Origin of the sequence: Bartonella sp. AP40SXNS, assembly GCF_042195825.1 — a bacterium.
Classification (GTDB): Bacteria; Pseudomonadota; Alphaproteobacteria; order Rhizobiales; family Rhizobiaceae; genus Bartonella.
The window spans coordinates 136,493-155,342 of sequence record NZ_JBHIPB010000001.1 but is presented as its reverse complement, the minus strand read 5'-3'; the positions used below and the strand labels follow the sequence as shown (position 1 = coordinate 155,342).

Genomic DNA, 18,850 nt, shown 5'->3' with positions numbered 1-18,850 from the left:
TCCTTGGGTTAAAAAAGGGAAAGATGTCGTGCTCAGCTTTGGTGACTATAACCCCAAAGAAAAAACTCAAAAAGAGATCCGAATCTATACGTATATACTTTGCCTTTTTTTCTTTTTTTCTCCAACATGCGCTTTTTCTCAGTCATTGGAAGGTTATTTACCATTTTTCTTCACTTTGCCGAATGGTCCATGGCTGCTTTTAGCGCTGTGTGGAGGAATTTCTTGTGCTTCACTTCTCTCATGTATAGCTGTTACCGTGCGTGCAAAAAAAACTGCACAGAAGCCTTTGAAGATAATTCAGGCAAATTTTTCTGAAAAACTTAAATATTATGAATGGCTTCTGGAAGAAACCGAGCAATTCCTTCTTATTTGGGAAAATCCAACAACCTTACCCCATGTTGTTGGTGATCTTTCCACATTGCAAAAAATAGGAATCGATCAGAAAGATTTTCAGCGTTTTGAGCTCTGGGTTGAAGAAAATTCTCTGCGAGAACTTGATTATGCATTGACTCAACTCCGTTGTAAATGTCACCCTTTTGATCTTTCTATCACCACCACAAACAATGTACTGCTACAAGTTACAGGAGTCATCGCAGGAACAGTCGCCATTGCTCGTTTTCAAGATATCTCAAAACAACAGAGTGAAAATGCTCGTTTACAGAAAGATATCGCCCGCCTTCTTACTGAACTGAGAATGCAGCGTAATCTTCTTGATCTTATTCAAGAGCCCGTATGGATAAAAGATTGTGAAGGAAAAGTTTGTTTTATCAATCGCGCCTTTAGAGAAATGACAGACTTTCGTGAAGACAGTGATGACGTGGGGGATCTTTTCAATGAAAATACACAACGCAAAACAGATGAAACAGAAACAATTTTTCAAGAACATGTTCATACGGTTATTGGTGGAGAACGGCACCGTTTTCATCTCACACGTATTACAACAGCTGAAGGGATGGCAGCTTTTGCACGTGATGACAGCGCCTATGAAAATCTTGCTCATGAATTAAGATATGTTCTTCAAAGTCATTGTGAAACACTTGACCAAATTTCAACAGCTGTAGCCATTTTTGATACAAACCAAAAATTAAAATTCTGTAATCACGCTTTCAAAATTTTATGGCCGTTGGAGAGTTCTTTTTTAGAAAGTGAACCAAGCCATACATTGTTTCTTGAACGTTTACGTGAAAAGGGGCTCATTGCTGAACACCCTGATTGGCGCGCATGGAAAGAAGAACTTTTAAAAGCCTATTGGCAAACAGAATCGAACCAACAAATTTGGAATCTTCCAGATGGGCGTACGGTGCGTGTTGTCTCGAACCCTCATCCACAAGGAGGTGTCACTTGGCTTTACGAAAACCTTACCGAAAAAATTGATCTTGAGCGCCGTTATAATACACTTATTAAAATACAAGGTGAAACACTTGATAAACTTTCTGAAGGTGTGGTCGTTTTTGGTACTGATGGACGCCTTCGCTTATCGAATCCTGCCTTGTCGAAATTGTGGTCTCTTCCTTATAATTTACTGGTAGAAGGAACCCATATTACACAGTTACAAAGCCATTGTTCAGCCTTAACCTTGGGGCAAGAATGGGATCAATTTACCAAGTTCATTACCGGTTTTGCTGAAAAACGTGAAACATTTTCAGGTCGTATAGATCTTAAAAATGATATGATTATTGACTATACTCTGGTCCCTCTTCCTAATGGACAAACGATGCTTACTTTTGTGAATGTTACGGACACTGTCCATGTTGCGCGTGCTCTTCAAGAAAAAAATGAAGCATTAGAAAGTGCTGATCGTTTGCGTAATAAATTTGTCCAACATGTTTCTTATGAATTACGCACACCTCTCACCAATATTATTGGATTTTCCGATATTTTACGTGATCAAATTTTCGGTTCTATCAATGAACGTCAACAAGAATATCTTGAACACATTCATTCAGAATCAGGAACTCTTTTAAATATTGTTAACGATATTCTTGATCTTGCTACCCTTGATGCAGGCATTATGGAGTTGGACATAAAATCGGTTAACATTGCCGATGCTATGATACAAGCAGTAGCACGTGTAGAAGATCGCCTTAATGGACGTCATATTACGCTTTTACAACAAATTTCTCCTTCCTTAAATTCTATTTCTGCTGATGAAAAGCGCTTGCATCAAATTTTTGTGAATGTCCTGAGTAATGCTATTAATTTTGCAACGGAGGCGAGTACTATTGAATTTTGCGTTGATGAACAAGATGATAACATTGTCTTTAGCGTTCACAATCAGGGCTCTGACATCCCAGAAGATGTCCTTGATCGTATTTTTAAACGTTTTTCTTCCCATTCACACCATGGTGGGCGTGCGGGAGCGGGTCTTGGCCTTTCCCTTGTAAAAAGTTTCGTTGAACTACACGGTGGACATGTTGAAATTCTTACCGGTTCTGGAAAAGGAACAACAGTTAAATGTTTTTTCCCACTCTCCAAAGGAGATACGATTTTTTAATTTTAACCTTTATGATAACAAAAATTTTTCATCCATTTCATGGAACTTTTAATGAATTTTAGTTTTTTTCTTGAAAATGAAGAGGCAACAAAGCTTTTTTCACAAAATTTAGCTCTTTCTTTAAAGCCAGGAGATCTTGTAACGCTGCAAGGAGATCTTGGAACTGGAAAGTCAACCATTGCACGTACAATCATTCAAACACTTGCGAACGATAACACTATGGATGTTCCAAGCCCTACTTTTACTCTTGTGCAAAGCTATCAACTTCCAAAGTTTGAAATTATTCATGCTGATCTTTATCGCCTTTCTATGGCAGAAGAAATTGATGAATTAGGGCTTCATGAAGCTCGTGAGAAAAATATTTTACTTGTTGAATGGCCAGAAAGAAATACAGCTCTTTTAGAGCTTGCCACTTTTGCACTCACCTTACATTATAAAGAACATGGGCGTCATGTAACAGTTAAATCAGCGCAACATTCCATTGAATGTTTGCAACAGTCTTTCGCAATTCGTACATTTTAAAAAAAACATGGACATCATCATTTTTAATTTGATAATACCTCAGTACTACCTATGAAATTTGAGATGATGGACAACATAAAGAAGGCTTCAATGGAGGCACCAACCATGGAAGATGAAGTGAAATGCTGCCTCTTTCATATAACAATGACATAAATTGCAAAGAACAGTCGTTAATTTATAGGAATTCATCAATTTATTTTAGAGAATCTGATACCTACAATTTTGATTTTAGAGAATAGTATAAGAGAATTTTAAATTGAAGTGGTAACCCTTTAGAAGAGCATTATATAACCTGTAGTGAATTGCTTGTTTCTTTCTGCTTAAAAATTGTGAGCTTCAAAAAAGTAATTTGCAAAGTTTTTTCTTAAAATCTCCTTTTATGTGTTGAAAGCACTATCTATCTCAATAGTCTTATCTAAGAAGAAAATATCATTCACTTAAATATTCGTTGGCACGCATATAAACAAGGAATTGCCTACATTGTTCATACAGGACAATTTTTTGATAAAAAATGATCTATTGAATTACGTATAACAGTGTGGATTCTTAAAATCATTTAAATTTTTGATTTAATTGAATTGCTATTACAATGTATTACAGAAAAGGAATGTAAAAAAAATCAAAAGGAGAGACTAAAATTTCTCTCCTTTATCGTTACTGTGTATGGCATTAACTAAGGCCATTTTTTATCCACTCAGAAAGACGTCCTTTAGAGGTAGCGCCAACCATATTCGATGAAATATTTCCATTTTTAAACATTAGTAATGTAGGGATAGAACGTACTCCGTATTGGGTAGCCAGTTCCGGATTTTCATCAATATTTACCTTAGCAATTTTAACTTGATTTTGCATTTCTATTGAAATTTCATCCAAAATTGGAGCAATCACTTTGCAAGGGCCACACCATTCTGCCCAAAAATCAACCACAACAGGGGTGGAAGAGGTTAGAACTTCACTTTCGAAATTGTCCTTATCAACTTTTATACACGTCATTGATTTATCCTTTATATTCACTTTTTATAGATTGGTATAATAACAATTCATATCAAGTTATTGCAAAGATAAATTATTAAAGGACTTTTTTACATCAGAGATTGTGCGTTGTGTTTGTTTGAGCGATTTTATGAAAGTAAATAAAGTGTAAAAATGCTTTGCAAGGAAAAGACTAACTTATAAGGCAACTTCACTAAGAAATGCCTCAAGTTTTTCTGGAGAAAGTTTGAAAATTTTGGCTTCTTTACTATAGATAAGCAGAGCTTGTATATCTTTATCGGGATGAATAGCTTGCAATAATTTTCGATAAAGAGCCATTTGCAACCAATGATGGGAAGCAATAGCGGCTTCATTTTCTGGTGGGGTTCCCGTTTTAAAATCGGCAAAGATAATGCTGTTTTGCGTGATGTAGAGACGGTCAATTTGACCAGAGATTACTTGTTCTTTTCCACGAATTTTTACAATGCCCATTAAGGAAACCTCAGCACGTGAATGCTCAGAAAAAAGGGGTTTGAGATAAACATGATCTAATATTTTCCAAATATGGCAAAGAGCATCTTCTCTTTGGCTCTCATGCCAATGAGAGGCTTTGATATTGAGATAGTTTTGAGCATAATCTCGACGTTTTTGTGGGGGACAATCGGGTAAATATTGTAACAATCGGTGAATGAGATTACCGTATTCAATGAAAAAAGCTCTGTTTGTGTTCGTTTCTCCTAAAACAGGTGAAATAGTAAATTGTTTTGGACTTGAGGAAGGTTCTGTATCAGCTTCAATAGAAAGGCTCGCTACTGAGGGTTTTAACGGTTTTGGGAGAATTGGTTCTGCTGGTACTTTATGAGAGAAAAAAGCAGGCAAAGGCGGTAAAGTTTGGCACTCAGAACGAGAGGCTTCCTGATTTATTGAGGCAGAAGAAGAATCTGTGATACAATAACGCCAAGCTGCAATATCTTCTGCAGGACCCTTAATGGGAACTGCATGCGGTTTGAGAGCTTTCTTTACCAATTGTAGCCACGTATGAGGATTATTGCGTTCACCGCTATACCCGCAAACAAACAATCGATCTTCAGCACGCGTCATTCCTACATAGAGAAGGCGCCTATACTCCTCTTCAGCACGCTCTTTTAAACGCAAAATTGCTTGTTTAGAGGGCATTGTATCGAATTCTGCATTAGGGCACCAGATAAAAGCTTGTTGATCACTCAAATGTGCATTGTTCAAGGGAACTTCAAGCAAGTGAGGTGAATGCTGAGGATGCCAGATTGCACTACCAGGATCAACCAGAAATACAACGGAAGCTTCCAGTCCTTTTGCAGCATGAACAGTCATGATGCGAATTTCTTCATGATTTTGGTCAAACTCACGTTTAATTTCTGGTTCACTGACACTTAATGTTTCCAAAAAAGCTTGTAATCCTGGTAACCCCGTTTTTTGAATCGCGAGTGTGTAGTCCATAAAAGCATCAAGCACATCATTGGCTTCCGAGCCTAAGCGCGCTAAAATTTTTTGTCTTCCCTTATCATTATTCAGAATATGGCTATAGAATTCGAAGACTGGTATTTTATCCACTAAAGTACGATATTGACTCAAGCTTTCAAAAGCATCTTTAAAAGGAATATGCGACGATGCCTGTTCACAAAGGCTTTTCCAAAGAGAGCCTGTACGGTGAGCGGCAAGTTGATAAAGTTCCTCTTCGCTAAGCGCAAAGAGTGGACTTTTTAAAACACAAGCAAGAGACAAATCGTCTTGTGGTTGCAAAACAAAACGTCCGAGTGCCATTAAATCACGCACGCTCATATGTTTTATAAGCTGTAAACGGTCTGCACCAGCGACAGGTATATTGCGTTGTTTAAGGGCACGAGAAAGCGCTAGGGCAAATTGATCACGCTTACGAACCAAAACCATAATATCACTAGCACGCAATAACCGCCCTTTTGCTGGAAGCATTTCTCCTTTTTGTAACCAGCCTGCAATACTTTCAGCAACTTTTTCTGCCAAACGTACTGCTGGTGTATCTAAATGATCAACAGTTACATGCCAATCATCAGGAAATTCGTCTTTTTCTTTAGAAATAGCATCCCATAAAATAACTTCACCTGGACTGTGAGTACGGATAGCTTCGTGTATGGTTTTTGTATTTTCTGCCGAAAGCCCTTTATAATTTTCTGGTGTTTCAAAAACAAGATCAACGCTTTTAAGAACATCTGCTGTAGAGCGAAAAGAGTAATGCAGTTGTATTTTTTCGAATTTCTGCTTTGCTTGTTGTGCTTTTTTTTGAATAATTTTCCCATTTGCAGCAAAATTTTCTGGTGCAGCGCCCTGAAAGGAATAAATAGACTGTTTTTCATCTCCAACAGCAAAAAGAGTACGTATATTGTCACGTTGACTATGACCTGTAAAAAATTCTTGCGCTAAAAATTGAATAATTTTCCATTGATCAGGGTTCGTATCTTGTGCTTCATCAAGCAAAATATGATCAAGACCCTTATCAAGTTTATAGTGCACCCATTGGCTTGCACCTTCACGTTGCAATAAATGGAGTGTGCGCTCAATGAGATCATCAAAGTTTAAAAAACCATTGGTTTTTTTTAAATTTGCATAAATTTTGAGATAAAGGGCACAAAGCTGAAAAGCCGCCATATTGAGGGTCGCAACTTTTGCGCATTGATATTTCTCTAAAAGAATAGAAAGCTCGCTTTGTTTATCTTCAAGCATTTGTTGAATAAAAGGCCAAATTTCGTCTGATTTTTTACGAGATAAATTTGAGAAATTCCGTGGCTCACCTTTTGTTGTAAAATAAATATCAGAAATACTATTGAGAATATTTGTCTCATCACGTACCTCTTCTAATTGGGAAAGTTTTGCCACCATATCCTTGAAGCTTTGACTTCCATTGGTTTCACAATGGTTAAGAGCATAAAGAGGAAGACGAGCAGTCTGTTGAATTTTTTCTAGTAATTGCTGATTTGTATCATCAGGTGCTAAATCAAACAGCGACCGCAATTTTTCTTCTCCATTTTCAGACAGAAGAGAAGACAAAAAATCAGACAGTTTATGTTGCTTTTCAGCTGCTTCATACAGCAATTGGTTAAAAGTATGTTCACTGATAACCTTAAGCAGCTGTTTTAGAGCGGGTTGTACATCATGATGCTTCAAAAGTTGGCAGCGAGCTTCTTGTAGTAATTTCTTGCGGTTGACATCATCTATGAGTTCGAAATGTCCAGCAATATTGGCTTCTAGCATAAATTGATGCAAGAGAGATTCGCAAAATGCGTGAATAGTCTGTATTTTCAAACCACCAGGTGTTTCTAAAGCACGAGCAAAGAGTTGGCGCGCATAGGTTATTTTTGTTGCACTGATAGGTTTGTTTTCAAACTTCGATAAGATTTCTTTAAGCTGCGCATCATCGAGTTCATTCCAGCTGGAGAGTGTGCGAAAAATTCGTGATTGCATAACAGCGGCGGCGGCTCTCGTGTAAGTAAGGCATAAAATACGTGCTGGAGGCGTACCGTTTAAAAGCAAACGGATAACACGTTCGGTTAGAACATGGGTTTTTCCAGATCCTGCATTTGCAGAAACCCACACGTTTTTTTGGGGATGTGTTGCTGTTGCTTGTGCATCAAGAGCGGCTTCAGGAATAGAAAAAAACGTCATGATTACTCTTCTTTATGAAAACCACTTGACCATTCCCATAAGCGTGCCAGATGATCATAGTCACTTTCATATTGTTTTAACATAGGGACTGCGTGTGAAAGATAGCCTTGTTGTGGATTTTGATAATAAGTTATGAGTGCGATAAGATTTTCCCATGCATTGTCAGCAAGATCAACAGCACTTAGATGAGTTTTTCCGTCTTTTTTCTTTAAAAGAATTGATTGGGGTTTAATTTCACCTTTTTTGTTAAGAGGAATGTAAAATAAATTTGAGGGGGTAAAATCTTGAAAATCTGAGAAGCCCCCTTGTATGAGTAAAGCTGTTTCTAAAGCCAATTGCGGAAATAATAATTCACGAACTTTTTTTGATGAAGGAGGGGTTCCGGTTTTGAAATCTAGAATTTCAACCGTTTTATCTGGCAAAACATCAAGACGATCAGCACGTCCTGAAAGGGTTACCCCTGTTGTTCCTATAGGGATTTTTTGTGATACCACTTCCGAATATCGCTCTCGCAGTCCTAAACTTTGTTCCCATTGAATAAAGCGTGGAGCAAGATTTTCAAAACTATCCCACCAAATTACTTCAATATCCGGTGGAAAATTGAATTTATCAAACTCTTTACGTCCAATAGCAAGCAACACATCTAATGCATTTGCAGCATTTAGATTTTTTATTTGTGTGCAAAAATCTGCAAGAATAGCGTGATAAAGTGTTCCACGTTCAGGAGCGCTAGAATTATGAATAAGGGCTTTAAGTGGTTTGAGCCTTAAGATTTTTTTAGCATAAATGGCATAAGGGTCATACCGTAATATTTCTATTTCAGTAACTGAAAAATGACGTGGACGCATATCAAGAGGTGGTACAGGGCAGGGACGCTTCACCTCAGAAATCATGTTTGTATGATCAAGCATCTTTGCCCAATGAAGGAGTATTTCACCTCGTGCACGGATTTGTTTCCAAACTTGTTGTCCTACGACGGTTTCTAAGCGTTGTAGCCAACGTGAAGGAATGGAAGGCGTATGATTAACGCGCAATGCGCGACTCATCACCACTTTATCCATTCCCATCGCCCATTGAAAATCATGCGCGGAAAGACCAATATGCTGCTCTGGTGGCTCCAGAGTTAACATCATTTTCATCGGTCGCGATAAAAAAGCATCATTTCGGGTTGATATCGGCCATGACCCTTCATTAAGACCGCCGATGACCACTGTATCAACCGTTTGCAAACGCGATTCCAAAGTACCCCAGATGAATAAACGTGGATGTCCTCCAGGAGAAGGTGTAACGGAACGCATTGCGATCAATGCAGAAAACATAGCAGGCCATTCGCAAAGATGAAATGTTAATCCTGATTGATCACTGACCAATTCACGCAAAAAAGTTGATAAGGCTTGTCCTGCTTCGTGTTGATAAAGATGTGCAAGAGAGTTATCCTCATCGCGACCAAAATTTTCAAAAACTTCAACAGTTGCTATCGCAGCTTCGTTGATGGTGCACTCTTTCTCTTGTTTCATAAGAGATGTTAAAGGTTCAACAGCTGTCCTCAAAAGATGACAAAGGAAACGTGCTTCTTCACATTTCTGCTGATCAAGAGCGTTGATTTCAGAACTATTATGAAAAGATGTTTCAATCCATTTTTCAAGAAATTGATCACATTCGCAAAGATTGATGCGCCCTGTATTCCCTCGAAGAACAAAAAGTTCAAAATTTTCTGCCATTTCCCGTAAACGATGACGGTTTTGTTGGAGTGTTGTAAGGGGATGTTTAAGAAGAGAAAGAAAAGCAATGGGATCATCAGGTTGCAATACATTTTCTAAGATAAGCCGCAAAAGCGTTACAGGCAATGTTTGGGCAAGTGGTATTCCCCCTGAATCATTTGCTTCAATTCCAAATCGTTGTAATTCCGCAGTAACACGGCGTGCTAAATTACGGTCATTTGTAATAAGAGCTGCGGTTTTTTGGGGTTCTTCAATAGCTTTGCGTAAAGCAACAGCAATAGCGAGAGCTTCTTCACGTTCATTGATAGCTTCAATAAATGACCAGTCTGCACAAAGAGCCTCATAATCATCACGGACAATTTGTATCCATTTATCTGTCGTAGAAGCAGGTCGCAATGCTTCCGATAAAAGAGCCATTCGTCTTTTCTTTGTGCTACTTTGTTGGCCAATTTCGCAAACATGGCGACGTTGACACCCCATGAGAGAAAGAAGTTTTTTTAAATGATATTGAGGATGGCTAAAAATATTTTCTGCAGGATCAAAAAAATCGCAAGCTGTTTTTTCTTTATTGCTTGTGCTTAATGCATTCCATTGTTCTTCATCCATATAAAAATCAAGGCCAGGAAGAACAACAGCCCCTTTGGGCAGAGAAGCTATAACCTTTAAAAGATGAGAAACTGCGGGCATAGAACCTGACACACCAGCTGCAATGATCGGTTTATCAGGCTTCATACGTCGTAAATTCTCTGCATGCATTGTGAGTGCTTGATTACGCCATTCAGCGGGATTACTTCGTTGTTTTTCTGTCAAGATTTGTGGCCAATTTTGCGTAACAATAGTCAGAAAATCGAGCGTTATCTGCCACCATTCAGCGACCATGTCAGGGGCAATATCTTTAAGTTTCGACCAATCTGCTCCTTCTGTTTCAATTTCGTCCATCAAGTGTGCTAAATCTTGAGCAAGCCAAATTGCATCAGCACTATGAGCTGGAATAAGCACATCTTCTGTACCAAACATGGCACGCAGATGCGCAGGTAAATTTTCACGCCATGGACGAATAAGGCGCGCTAAAAGCAGTAGGCGTTCACTTTCTCCAATAGGCGGATTTAAAGCGCTAGTATGATTTTCAACAAAAAGGAAACTGTCTTCATCGACATCTCCTAGAGCACGAATAGTTGGTAAAAAGGTTGAGTGTGTATTACTTCTTTCAACAAAAGCTAAACGCAAAGCGCGCGCAGCACGACGTGTCGGAACATAAATAAGGCTATCAGCAAGAGCAGTTTGAATGTCTCCATTGGGAGCAAAATTATCAATAAGGGTACCAGAGAGCAGTGCATCAACAAAGTGAGGCAAAAAAGCCGTTCCAGAAGATATAGAAAAGACACGTGGCTTATAAGTCATATGATCTCATATTGGGAATAACAAATTTCATCTTATTGATTATTTGCTTTATTTTGACTGTATACAATTTTCATACAAGAAAAAACTGAAAAGCTCTATTTATACAGGAGATTTTTAACTGACATTCAAAATACTTAAATATATGACCTTGTCTTAAGCTATTGTGAAAAAATATATCAAAATTTTAAAAGACGTTACAATTACAAATATATTATAACTTATTGAATATTATAAATAAATTTACTTCTCTCTTTATATAATACAACCTGAAAGTGTTCTTTACATACTCCTTTTGTTTTCAGAAAAAATAACAATATTCAGATCCCTAACTCGATATGAAAAATCATTATCAACCAAATTGTTACATAAAAAATTCTTCTTTACATTAAGAGCTTACTTGATAATCTTTAAAAGTAGAAAATTTTATCTTAGGAGCTCTTTCTGCTTCATAATTTAATGAAAAATGGTTCTCCGCTAAAAAAACTGGATCACCTTCTAAATCATACGCAAGAGCAGAGCGATGATTGTTGAGAAACTTTTGCAACTCATCTTTGCTCTGCGCTGAAATCCAACGGCATAAATTAAAGCGTGCAGACTCAAAATTCACTGGCAAAGAATATTCTATTTTTAATCGCTCTTTTAAAACATCAATTTGCAAAGCACCAATAACACCAATGAGAGAAGGCGACCCATCATCAGGAATAAACAATTGCACAACCCCTTCTTCAGCCATTTGTTGCAAAGCTTCTCTGAGCTTTTTTGCTTTCATTGGATCACCCAAACAAACACGACGCAAAATCTCTGGTGCAAAATTGGGTACTCCCTTAAAAAGAATATCTTCTCCTTCAGTCAAAGTATCACCAATACGCAATGTTCCATGATTAGGAATCCCTACGATATCACCGGCATAGGCTTGATCAGCAATTTGGCGCGAACGCGCAAAGAAAAATTGTGGAGCCGAAAGTGTCATCGGTTTTCCTGTTCTGACCAATTTTGTCTTCATACCACGTTCAAGTGTTCCCGAACATACCCGAAAAAATGCAATACGATCACGATGATTAGGATCCATATTCGCTTGAATTTTAAAAACAAATCCCGTCATTTTAGGTTCAGTTGCTATGATATTGCGCTGATCTGCACTTTGATCACGGGGACTTTGACCAAAATCAATAAGCGCATTGATCAAATCACGAACACCAAAATTTCGTAAAGCTGAACCAAAATAAACCGGTGTCATATGACCTTCACGGAAAGCTTGAAGATCAAAATTCTTGCAAACACTTTGAGCGAGTTCTACTCCTTCAAGAAAAGTGGAACGTTGATATTGGGGAAGTAAATGGACAACTTCACTGGGATTTGAAACGATCCGCTGGGTTATCTCATCATCTTTTTGGCGAAAACGGTTATGATGAAGATCAAAAGTCCCAACAAAATCTTTACCCGTCCCAATGGGCCATGTTATGGGGGCGGTATCAAGAGCAAGCTTTTCTTCAATTTCATCTAAAAGCTCTATAGGATCACGCGCCTCACGATCCATTTTATTGATAAAAGTAACAATAGGAATATCCCGCATCCGACACACTTCAAAAAGTTTTAGTGTTCTAGGCTCAATCCCGCGGGCCCCATCCAATACCATGATAGCACTATCAACAGCTGTAAGCGTGCGATAAGTATCGTCTGCAAAATCTTCATGGCCTGGGGTATCTAGGAGATTAAAAATATGATTTTCATATTCAAATGTCATCACAGAAGTCACAACGGAAATACCACGATCACGCTCAATATTCATCCAGTCAGAACGAGTTTGAATACGATCTTTTTTGGCTTTTACTTCTCCTGCAAGTTGAATAGCACCACCAAACAATAAAAGCTTTTCCGTCAATGTTGTTTTCCCAGCATCTGGGTGAGCAATAATTGCAAATGTACGGCGCCGCTTTACTTCCTGTACTCTTCGTTCCATTATTCCTCCATAGGTCGTGCAAGTGCTTCAGCAATCAGTGCACGCATTTCATTAATCCCATAAAGCGCTATAAATGATCCCCATCGTGGACCTCTCTCTTGTCCTAAAAGGACCTCATACAACATTTGAAAAAAAACATTGGAAACGCCAGGCCCACCTTCAGGGCTTTTTTTGCTATGATCTTGATAGCGTTCCGTTAACCGCGCAACATCAAGAAGTGTATTTTGTAGTGTGTTGCCATCAACAGTTTCAGGCAAATTGGCTAATTTTGCATCAATTTGTGCTAATGTTGCTCGTTCGCTGTCATCTGGTATACGAAATTTTTTGTTTGGTTTAACAAAAACATCAAAATATTTAATGGCAAATTTCACCAATTGATCAAGTTCTGGACAAGTTTGCGCATTTGCTCCCTTAGCGTAACGAGAAATAAAACCCCAAAGAACCCCTGCATTCTCTGCATTTGAAGCACTTACCAAATTTAAAAGCATCGCAAAAGGTACAGGTAAATCAACCTGCGGTGGACAACCATTATGAATATGCCATACAGGATTATTGAGCCGTTCTTGCCAACTTTGACGACCATAGGCAGAAAGATGCGCATAATATTCATCCACAGCTTTGGGAATAACATCAAAATAAAGCCGTTTTGCTGTCTTGGGCTTTGAAAACATATAAAGCCCTAAGCTCTCTGTTGGAGCATATGTAAGCCATTCATCAATGGTTAAGCCATTTCCCTTGGATTTGGAAATTTTTTGCCCTTTATCATCTAAAAAGAGTTCATAGTTAAATCCCTCTGGAGGCTTTCCACCCAGTACTTTACAAATTTTAGAAGAAAGATTTGTGGAATCGATAAGATCTTTTCCTGCCATTTCATAATCAATGCCAAGCGCAGCCCAACGCATAGCCCAATCGACCTTCCACTGACACTTAACTTTACCCCCTGTAACCTCTGTTTCTATGGTTTCTCCTGTTTCAGGTTCAATATAAGTAACTGTCCCTTTTTCAACATTACGCGCAATCATTGGTACTTGTAATACTTTTCCAGAAAAAGGAGAAATCGGTAAAAAGAGTGAATAGGTCGCCTGTCGCTCTTCACCTAATGTTGGTAAAATAATTGCCATCACCTTGTCATAACAAGCAAGAATTCTTAAAAGTGTTTCATCAAAACGACCAGAATTGTAATAATCCGTAGCACTTGCAAATTCATAATCAAAACCAAAACGATCAAGGAAAGCCCGTAAACGTGCGTTATTGGCCGCTCCAAAAGAAGGATAATCATCTCCAAAAGGATCAGGTACACGGCTCAATGGTTGACCAAGATAATGTTCCATCCTCTCGCGATCAGGCACATTCTCAGGAACCTTGCGCAAACCATCCATATCATCAGAAAAACAAAGTAATTTTGTTTTTACTTTATTCTCTGTGAGAATATGAAATGCATGACGCACCATGGTTGTACGTGCAACTTCCCCAAAAGTTCCAATATGCGGTAAACCAGAAGGTCCATAACCGGTCTCAAATATTACACTGTCTGGGTAACCCGTCTTTTCATACCGTTTGATAATCTTACGTGCTTCTTCAAATGGCCAAGTTCTCGATTGAGCAGCCGCATCCTTTAATTCAGGCGTAAGGCTAAGGGCATCACACTGATTACGCATCATTATTTATCCTAAAAATTATAATCTTCCAAAATAGGGTGTATGGTTCTTGAATTTATTCGTCAATAATAGCAAGCAAAAAGATGTAAATTTCTTTATACTCTTAAGTCACAATACAAAAACCACCCTCACTGTAAACATATTTTGTTCTGATAAAAATCAAAAACATTCAATATTATAAAGCAAAATTGACTTGTTTTGATTATCGAAGCCTTCATTGCTATTATTATCATGGGTTTTGCTTATTATATTTATTAGCGCAGAAGATAAGCTTCTAGTATTGAACGAAAGAACGGTAAAAACCAACAAAAAAATGCTTAAACTAGGCATTTCATACAAAAGCACTAATCCACATTACACTTGTCACTGTAACTTTCTATTTCTTTTCTTTATCATCTTGATGATGCCTTGCTAATGTACGCAAACGTAGAGCATTTAATTTAATAAAACCAGTCGCATCTCTTTGATCATAAACACCTTGATCATCCTCGAAAGTTACCAACTCACTGGAATAAAGTGATTTTTTACTTTGGCGCCCTTCAACAATCACATTCCCCTTATAAAGCTTTAACGTGACTTCACCTTCAACATGTTCTTGAGATAAATCAATCGCTGCCTGCAACATCTTACGTTCCGGCGAAAACCAAAATCCATAATAAATGAGTTCTGCATAACGTGGCATCAATTCATCTTTTAAATGAGCTGCGCCACGATCTAGTGTTAAAGATTCTATAGCTCTGTGAGCCGTTAAAAGAATGGTCCCCCCTGGTGTTTCATAAATACCCCGCGATTTCATACCTACAAAGCGATTTTCTACCAGATCCAACCGACCAATACCATTATCCCGCCCATAATGATTTAATTCTGCAAGTAAAGTTGCAGGAGATAAATTTTTTCCATTGATTGAAACAGCATCACCTTTTTTAAAGCCAAGAGTGATTCTGGTTGCTTCATCTGGAGCATCTTCCACCGAAAGAGTACGCATATGGACATATTCAGGAGCAGGAAGTGCTGGATTTTCTAAAATCTTTCCTTCTGATGAAGAATGTAATAAATTTGCATCCACTGAAAAAGGAGCTTCGCCTTGCTTATCTTTTTCTACAGGAATTTGATGCATACGCGCAAATTCAAACAGATCTGTCCGACTCTTAAAATCCCAATCACGCCACGGAGCAATAATCTTTATATTAGGATTAAGTGCATAAGCAGAAAGTTCAAAGCGTACCTGATCATTGCCTTTGCCCGTTGCTCCATGAGCAATGGCATCTGCCCCTGTTTCCTTAGCAATTTCAATAAGACGTTTTGAAATAAGTGGACGTGCAATTGATGTTCCTAAAAGATAAGTCCCTTCATAAACGGTATTGGCTCGAAACATCGGAAAAACAAAATCACGCACAAATTCTTCACGCAAATCTTCAATGTAGATTTCTTTAACACCTAGCATTTCAGCTTTACGACGAGCAAGCTCTAATTCTTCCCCCTGCCCCAAATCTGCTGTAAAAGTCACAACTTCAACGCCTAGCGTACTTTGTAACCATTTGAGAATAATTGACGTATCCAATCCCCCCGAATAAGCCAAAACAACTTTTCTAATACTTTTCCACTTTTTCATTCTAAAGCTCTATACGAATTGTTCTTTTTTTCTAAAAAATTAAAACGACACAAGAAATATAAAAATAAATTCTCTTTAAACAACATTAAAAAGACTCAAAAAGCATAAATAAAGACGCCTCAAAGTATAAATAATGAACATTACTTAAAAATAAGAGGAGATTGACGTGTCATTTCTACCGGAGTGGTCTATTGTTGTACAATTTGCTTTAGCATCGTTGATTTTAGCACTTATTCCAGGACCTGATATGATGCTTTCTGTAGGACGAACCATTACACAAAGCAAAAAAGCTGGAATTATGTGCGCCTTGGGAAGTGCAACAGGATTTGCCATTCAGGTTACAGCTGTAGCACTTGGTTTATCAGCGCTTATTTTTGCTGCGCCACACGCTTTTGTTTTTCTGAAAATTGTTGGCGCCTTTTATCTTTTATGGTTTGCCTTTCAAGCATTAAGGAGAAACCCGACACTTTCCTTTGAACCAACATCTTCTAAACCTCAAAGCTCTAAACGTAACTATCTTGCTGGTATTGGAATTAATCTTCTCAATCCTAAAGTCATACTCTTTAACGCAACATTCTTACCACAATTTATCAATGCAAATGATCCTATGGCAACACAAAAGCTGCTCTTTTTAGGACTCTCTTATATTCCTATTTCTTTCCCCATTACAATTTCAGTCGTTTTTACAGCGCATAAACTTACCAAAATCCTTAAACAGAACCCTCTTTATCTTCGCTTTCTCGATTGGCTTATTGCAGGTACTTTTACCAGCTTTGCCCTCCATCTCCTTGTGGTTACAAAACATTGATTTATAAGTGTAATGTATCGCTTTTAATTTAAATAAAAAAACAAATATTATAAGATTTTTTCATTTCAAACCTGTTTATTTTGAATAAAACAATACCTTTCCTTTGTACATCACAAGAGAAGCTGGAGTTTTTATATGGATAAAAACTATCTAAGAAAAGAATAAAAACACCTCTTATAAACCATCTCAAGTACTAAAAGCTGTTACAACATTGGGAGCTAAAAAATAGAATGGTAGTACCAATTTACACCTTTATTAAACATAAAGGTGTAGGAGTACAATACATTTCACAGAAGCTTTTTGTTATACTCCTCACAAGCATTATCGTGATATGAAGAGTGCACTAAGAGATACTTAAAAAACATATCAATGGATAACTCAATGGTATTTATATGTTAGATCCTCTGTTTTGCTTGTGATGCGTGATCTTATTTAAGAAGAATAATAAACAAAAGCATGAGGCACTGCACAATCTCCACTTTTTAAAAGGTATTACCGTAGATGCTTTTAAAAGACACAAAACCTAATTAATGAGTATGATAATAAGGTAGAAGTTAGTTACAATCCTTAAGACTTCATATTCCCTCTAAATTAGGCTTCCTTCTTATTTCAGAGATTATGCAAACAGACTATAGACAATCTCTTACCCCATTTAGCATATAAACGCTGAAACTGTTCGTCTAGCACTTATCCAATCTTAATCTCTGTCTCACATATGCTATCGCACGAGGTTTGGATATTAAATTACAAACAAAAAAGTATAGGCCTCGATATCGCTGAAAATTGCGTTACCTAATGACCAGCAGCATTTTCAAGTCGCAAACGTTCAGATTTCCGTAAGCGCTCTGAAGCCGATTTAAGCTGTCCACATGCAGCTAAAATATCGCGTCCACGCGGTATCCGAATAGGAGAAGCATAACCCGCTTGATTAACGACATCAGCAAAACGCTCGATTTGATCCCAATCAGAACACTGATAGTTACTCCCTGGCCACGGATTAAAAGGAATTAAATTGATCTTAGCAGGAATCCCTTTCAATAGCTGAATCAATCGCTTTGCATCATCTAAACTATCATTGATATCTTTTAGCATAACATATTCAAATGTGATTCGCTTTGCATTAGAAAGACCAGGATAATTACGGCAAGCATCCATTAGTAAAGAAAGCGGATATTTTTTATTAATGGGAACAAGCATATCCCTTAATGTATCGTGTACTGCGTGGAGTGAAATCGCCAACATAACACCAATTTCTTCTCCGGTTCGGATAATTCCAGGAACAACCCCACTAGTTGAAAGCGTAATTCGACGTTTTGATAAAGAAAGTCCATCGCCATCAGAAGCAATCAATAAAGCTTTTTTAACAGCTTCAAAATTATAAAGAGGTTCTCCCATTCCCATCATAACAATATTGGTAATTTTGCGCCCTTCAATGGGAACAATTGCCCCATCAGGAGTATTCTTATCAGGAAAATCACCCAAACAATCACGCGCAACCAATAACTGTGCCAAAATTTCTTCTGCAGTCAGATTGCGAACAAGCATCTGTGTTCCTGTATGGCAAAAGGAGCAGGTTAACGTACACCCTACTTGCGATGAAAGACATAAAGTACCACGCCCTTCTTCAGGAATATAAACCGTTTCAATTTCAACAGGCCTTCCAGCTCCACGTGCAGGAAAACGTAAGAGCCATTTACGCGTACCATCTTTTGATATTTGTTCTCCAACAATTTCTGGGCGCGCAATGGAGAAATGACACTTAAGTGTTTCTTGCATTGCTTTAGAAATATTCAGCATTTCATCAAAATTTGAAACACCACGTACATAAAGCCAATGCCAAAGCTGGCGTACACGCATACGCGTTTGACGCTCTGGTACACCAACGATCTTTAAAGCTTGCATCATTTCGTCTTGCGACAAACCAATTAAAGAGAGCTTAGAACTCTCCTTCACGACCACATTATCTGTTTTTCGTGCAAAACATGAACCAACTGGTCTAAGGTCATAGGAAATGGCCATTGCTTTCT

At 37.9% G+C, this 18,850-nt stretch carries 10 protein-coding genes; 3 read left to right on the top strand and 7 right to left on the bottom strand.

Annotated features, from left to right (window positions below):
- The first annotated feature begins 28 nt into the window (after positions 1–28).
- Together ACFILZ_RS00635 and tsaE are read left to right on the top strand one after the other, a co-directional pair.
- On the top strand, positions 29–2,494 hold the full coding sequence (locus ACFILZ_RS00635; protein WP_375609997.1) for an ATP-binding protein: 2,466 nt from the start codon (positions 29–31) through the stop codon (positions 2,492–2,494).
- Between the two features lie 51 nt (positions 2,495–2,545).
- The gene (tsaE, locus tag ACFILZ_RS00630; RefSeq protein WP_375607922.1) at positions 2,546–3,016 is read left to right on the top strand and encodes a tRNA (adenosine(37)-N6)-threonylcarbamoyltransferase complex ATPase subunit type 1 TsaE; all 471 of its coding nucleotides are present in this window, start codon (positions 2,546–2,548) and stop codon (positions 3,014–3,016) included.
- A gap of 669 nt (positions 3,017–3,685) precedes the next feature.
- Here tsaE and trxA read toward each other — a convergent pair.
- The 6 genes from trxA to ACFILZ_RS00600 all read right to left on the bottom strand — a co-directional run bounded on the left by trxA (position 3,686) and on the right by ACFILZ_RS00600 (position 16,015).
- Complete coding sequence (gene trxA, locus ACFILZ_RS00625) at positions 3,686–4,009, bottom strand: thioredoxin (protein WP_375606117.1); 324 nt, start codon at positions 4,007–4,009, stop codon at positions 3,686–3,688.
- A gap of 177 nt (positions 4,010–4,186) precedes the next feature.
- Entirely contained in the window at positions 4,187–7,663 is a 3,477-nt protein-coding gene (gene addA / locus ACFILZ_RS00620; protein ID WP_375609996.1) for a double-strand break repair helicase AddA, read from the bottom strand.
- A gap of 2 nt (positions 7,664–7,665) precedes the next feature.
- Complete coding sequence (gene addB, locus ACFILZ_RS00615; RefSeq protein WP_375609995.1) at positions 7,666–10,785, bottom strand: double-strand break repair protein AddB; 3,120 nt, start codon at positions 10,783–10,785, stop codon at positions 7,666–7,668.
- Between the two features lie 385 nt (positions 10,786–11,170).
- The gene (locus ACFILZ_RS00610; RefSeq protein ID WP_375607918.1) at positions 11,171–12,745 is read right to left on the bottom strand and encodes a peptide chain release factor 3; all 1,575 of its coding nucleotides are present in this window, start codon (positions 12,743–12,745) and stop codon (positions 11,171–11,173) included.
- Positions 12,745–14,406, bottom strand: a complete 1,662-nt coding sequence (locus ACFILZ_RS00605; RefSeq protein ID WP_375609994.1) for a lysine--tRNA ligase — start codon at positions 14,404–14,406, stop codon at positions 12,745–12,747. Before ACFILZ_RS00605 ends, ACFILZ_RS00610 begins: the two co-directional genes overlap by 1 nt.
- 373 nt (positions 14,407–14,779) lie before the next feature.
- On the bottom strand, positions 14,780–16,015 hold the full coding sequence (locus ACFILZ_RS00600) for an argininosuccinate synthase (protein ID WP_375609993.1): 1,236 nt from the start codon (positions 16,013–16,015) through the stop codon (positions 14,780–14,782).
- Positions 16,016–16,181: 166 nt separating this feature from the next.
- Here ACFILZ_RS00600 and ACFILZ_RS00595 point away from each other — a divergent pair, with 166 nt between their 5' ends.
- Positions 16,182–16,823: a LysE family translocator gene (locus ACFILZ_RS00595; protein ID WP_375606111.1), complete on the top strand. Its 642-nt coding sequence runs from the start codon at positions 16,182–16,184 to the stop codon at positions 16,821–16,823.
- A 792-nt stretch (positions 16,824–17,615) separates the two neighbouring features.
- Here the strand turns inward: ACFILZ_RS00595 and rlmN are convergent.
- Complete coding sequence (gene rlmN, locus ACFILZ_RS00590) at positions 17,616–18,842, bottom strand: 23S rRNA (adenine(2503)-C(2))-methyltransferase RlmN (RefSeq protein WP_375609992.1); 1,227 nt, start codon at positions 18,840–18,842, stop codon at positions 17,616–17,618.
- Positions 18,843–18,850: the final 8 nt, after the last annotated feature.

Excerpts from the sequence above, each read along its gene's own strand:
- trxA (WP_375606117.1), bottom strand. The coding sequence starts at position 4,009 with ATGACGTGTATAAAAGTTGATAAGGACAATTTCGAAAGTGAAGTTCTA.
- addB (WP_375609995.1), bottom strand. The coding sequence starts at position 10,785 with ATGACTTATAAGCCACGTGTCTTTTCTATATCTTCTGGAACGGCTTTT.
- ACFILZ_RS00605 (WP_375609994.1), bottom strand. The coding sequence starts at position 14,406 with ATGATGCGTAATCAGTGTGATGCCCTTAGCCTTACGCCTGAATTAAAG.
- tsaE (WP_375607922.1), top strand. The coding sequence starts at position 2,546 with ATGAATTTTAGTTTTTTTCTTGAAAATGAAGAGGCAACAAAGCTTTTT.
- ACFILZ_RS00610 (WP_375607918.1), bottom strand. The coding sequence starts at position 12,745 with ATGGAACGAAGAGTACAGGAAGTAAAGCGGCGCCGTACATTTGCAATT.
- ACFILZ_RS00600 (WP_375609993.1), bottom strand. The coding sequence starts at position 16,015 with ATGAAAAAGTGGAAAAGTATTAGAAAAGTTGTTTTGGCTTATTCGGGG.
- addA (WP_375609996.1), bottom strand. The coding sequence starts at position 7,663 with ATGACGTTTTTTTCTATTCCTGAAGCCGCTCTTGATGCACAAGCAACA.
- rlmN (WP_375609992.1), bottom strand. The coding sequence starts at position 18,842 with ATGGCCATTTCCTATGACCTTAGACCAGTTGGTTCATGTTTTGCACGA.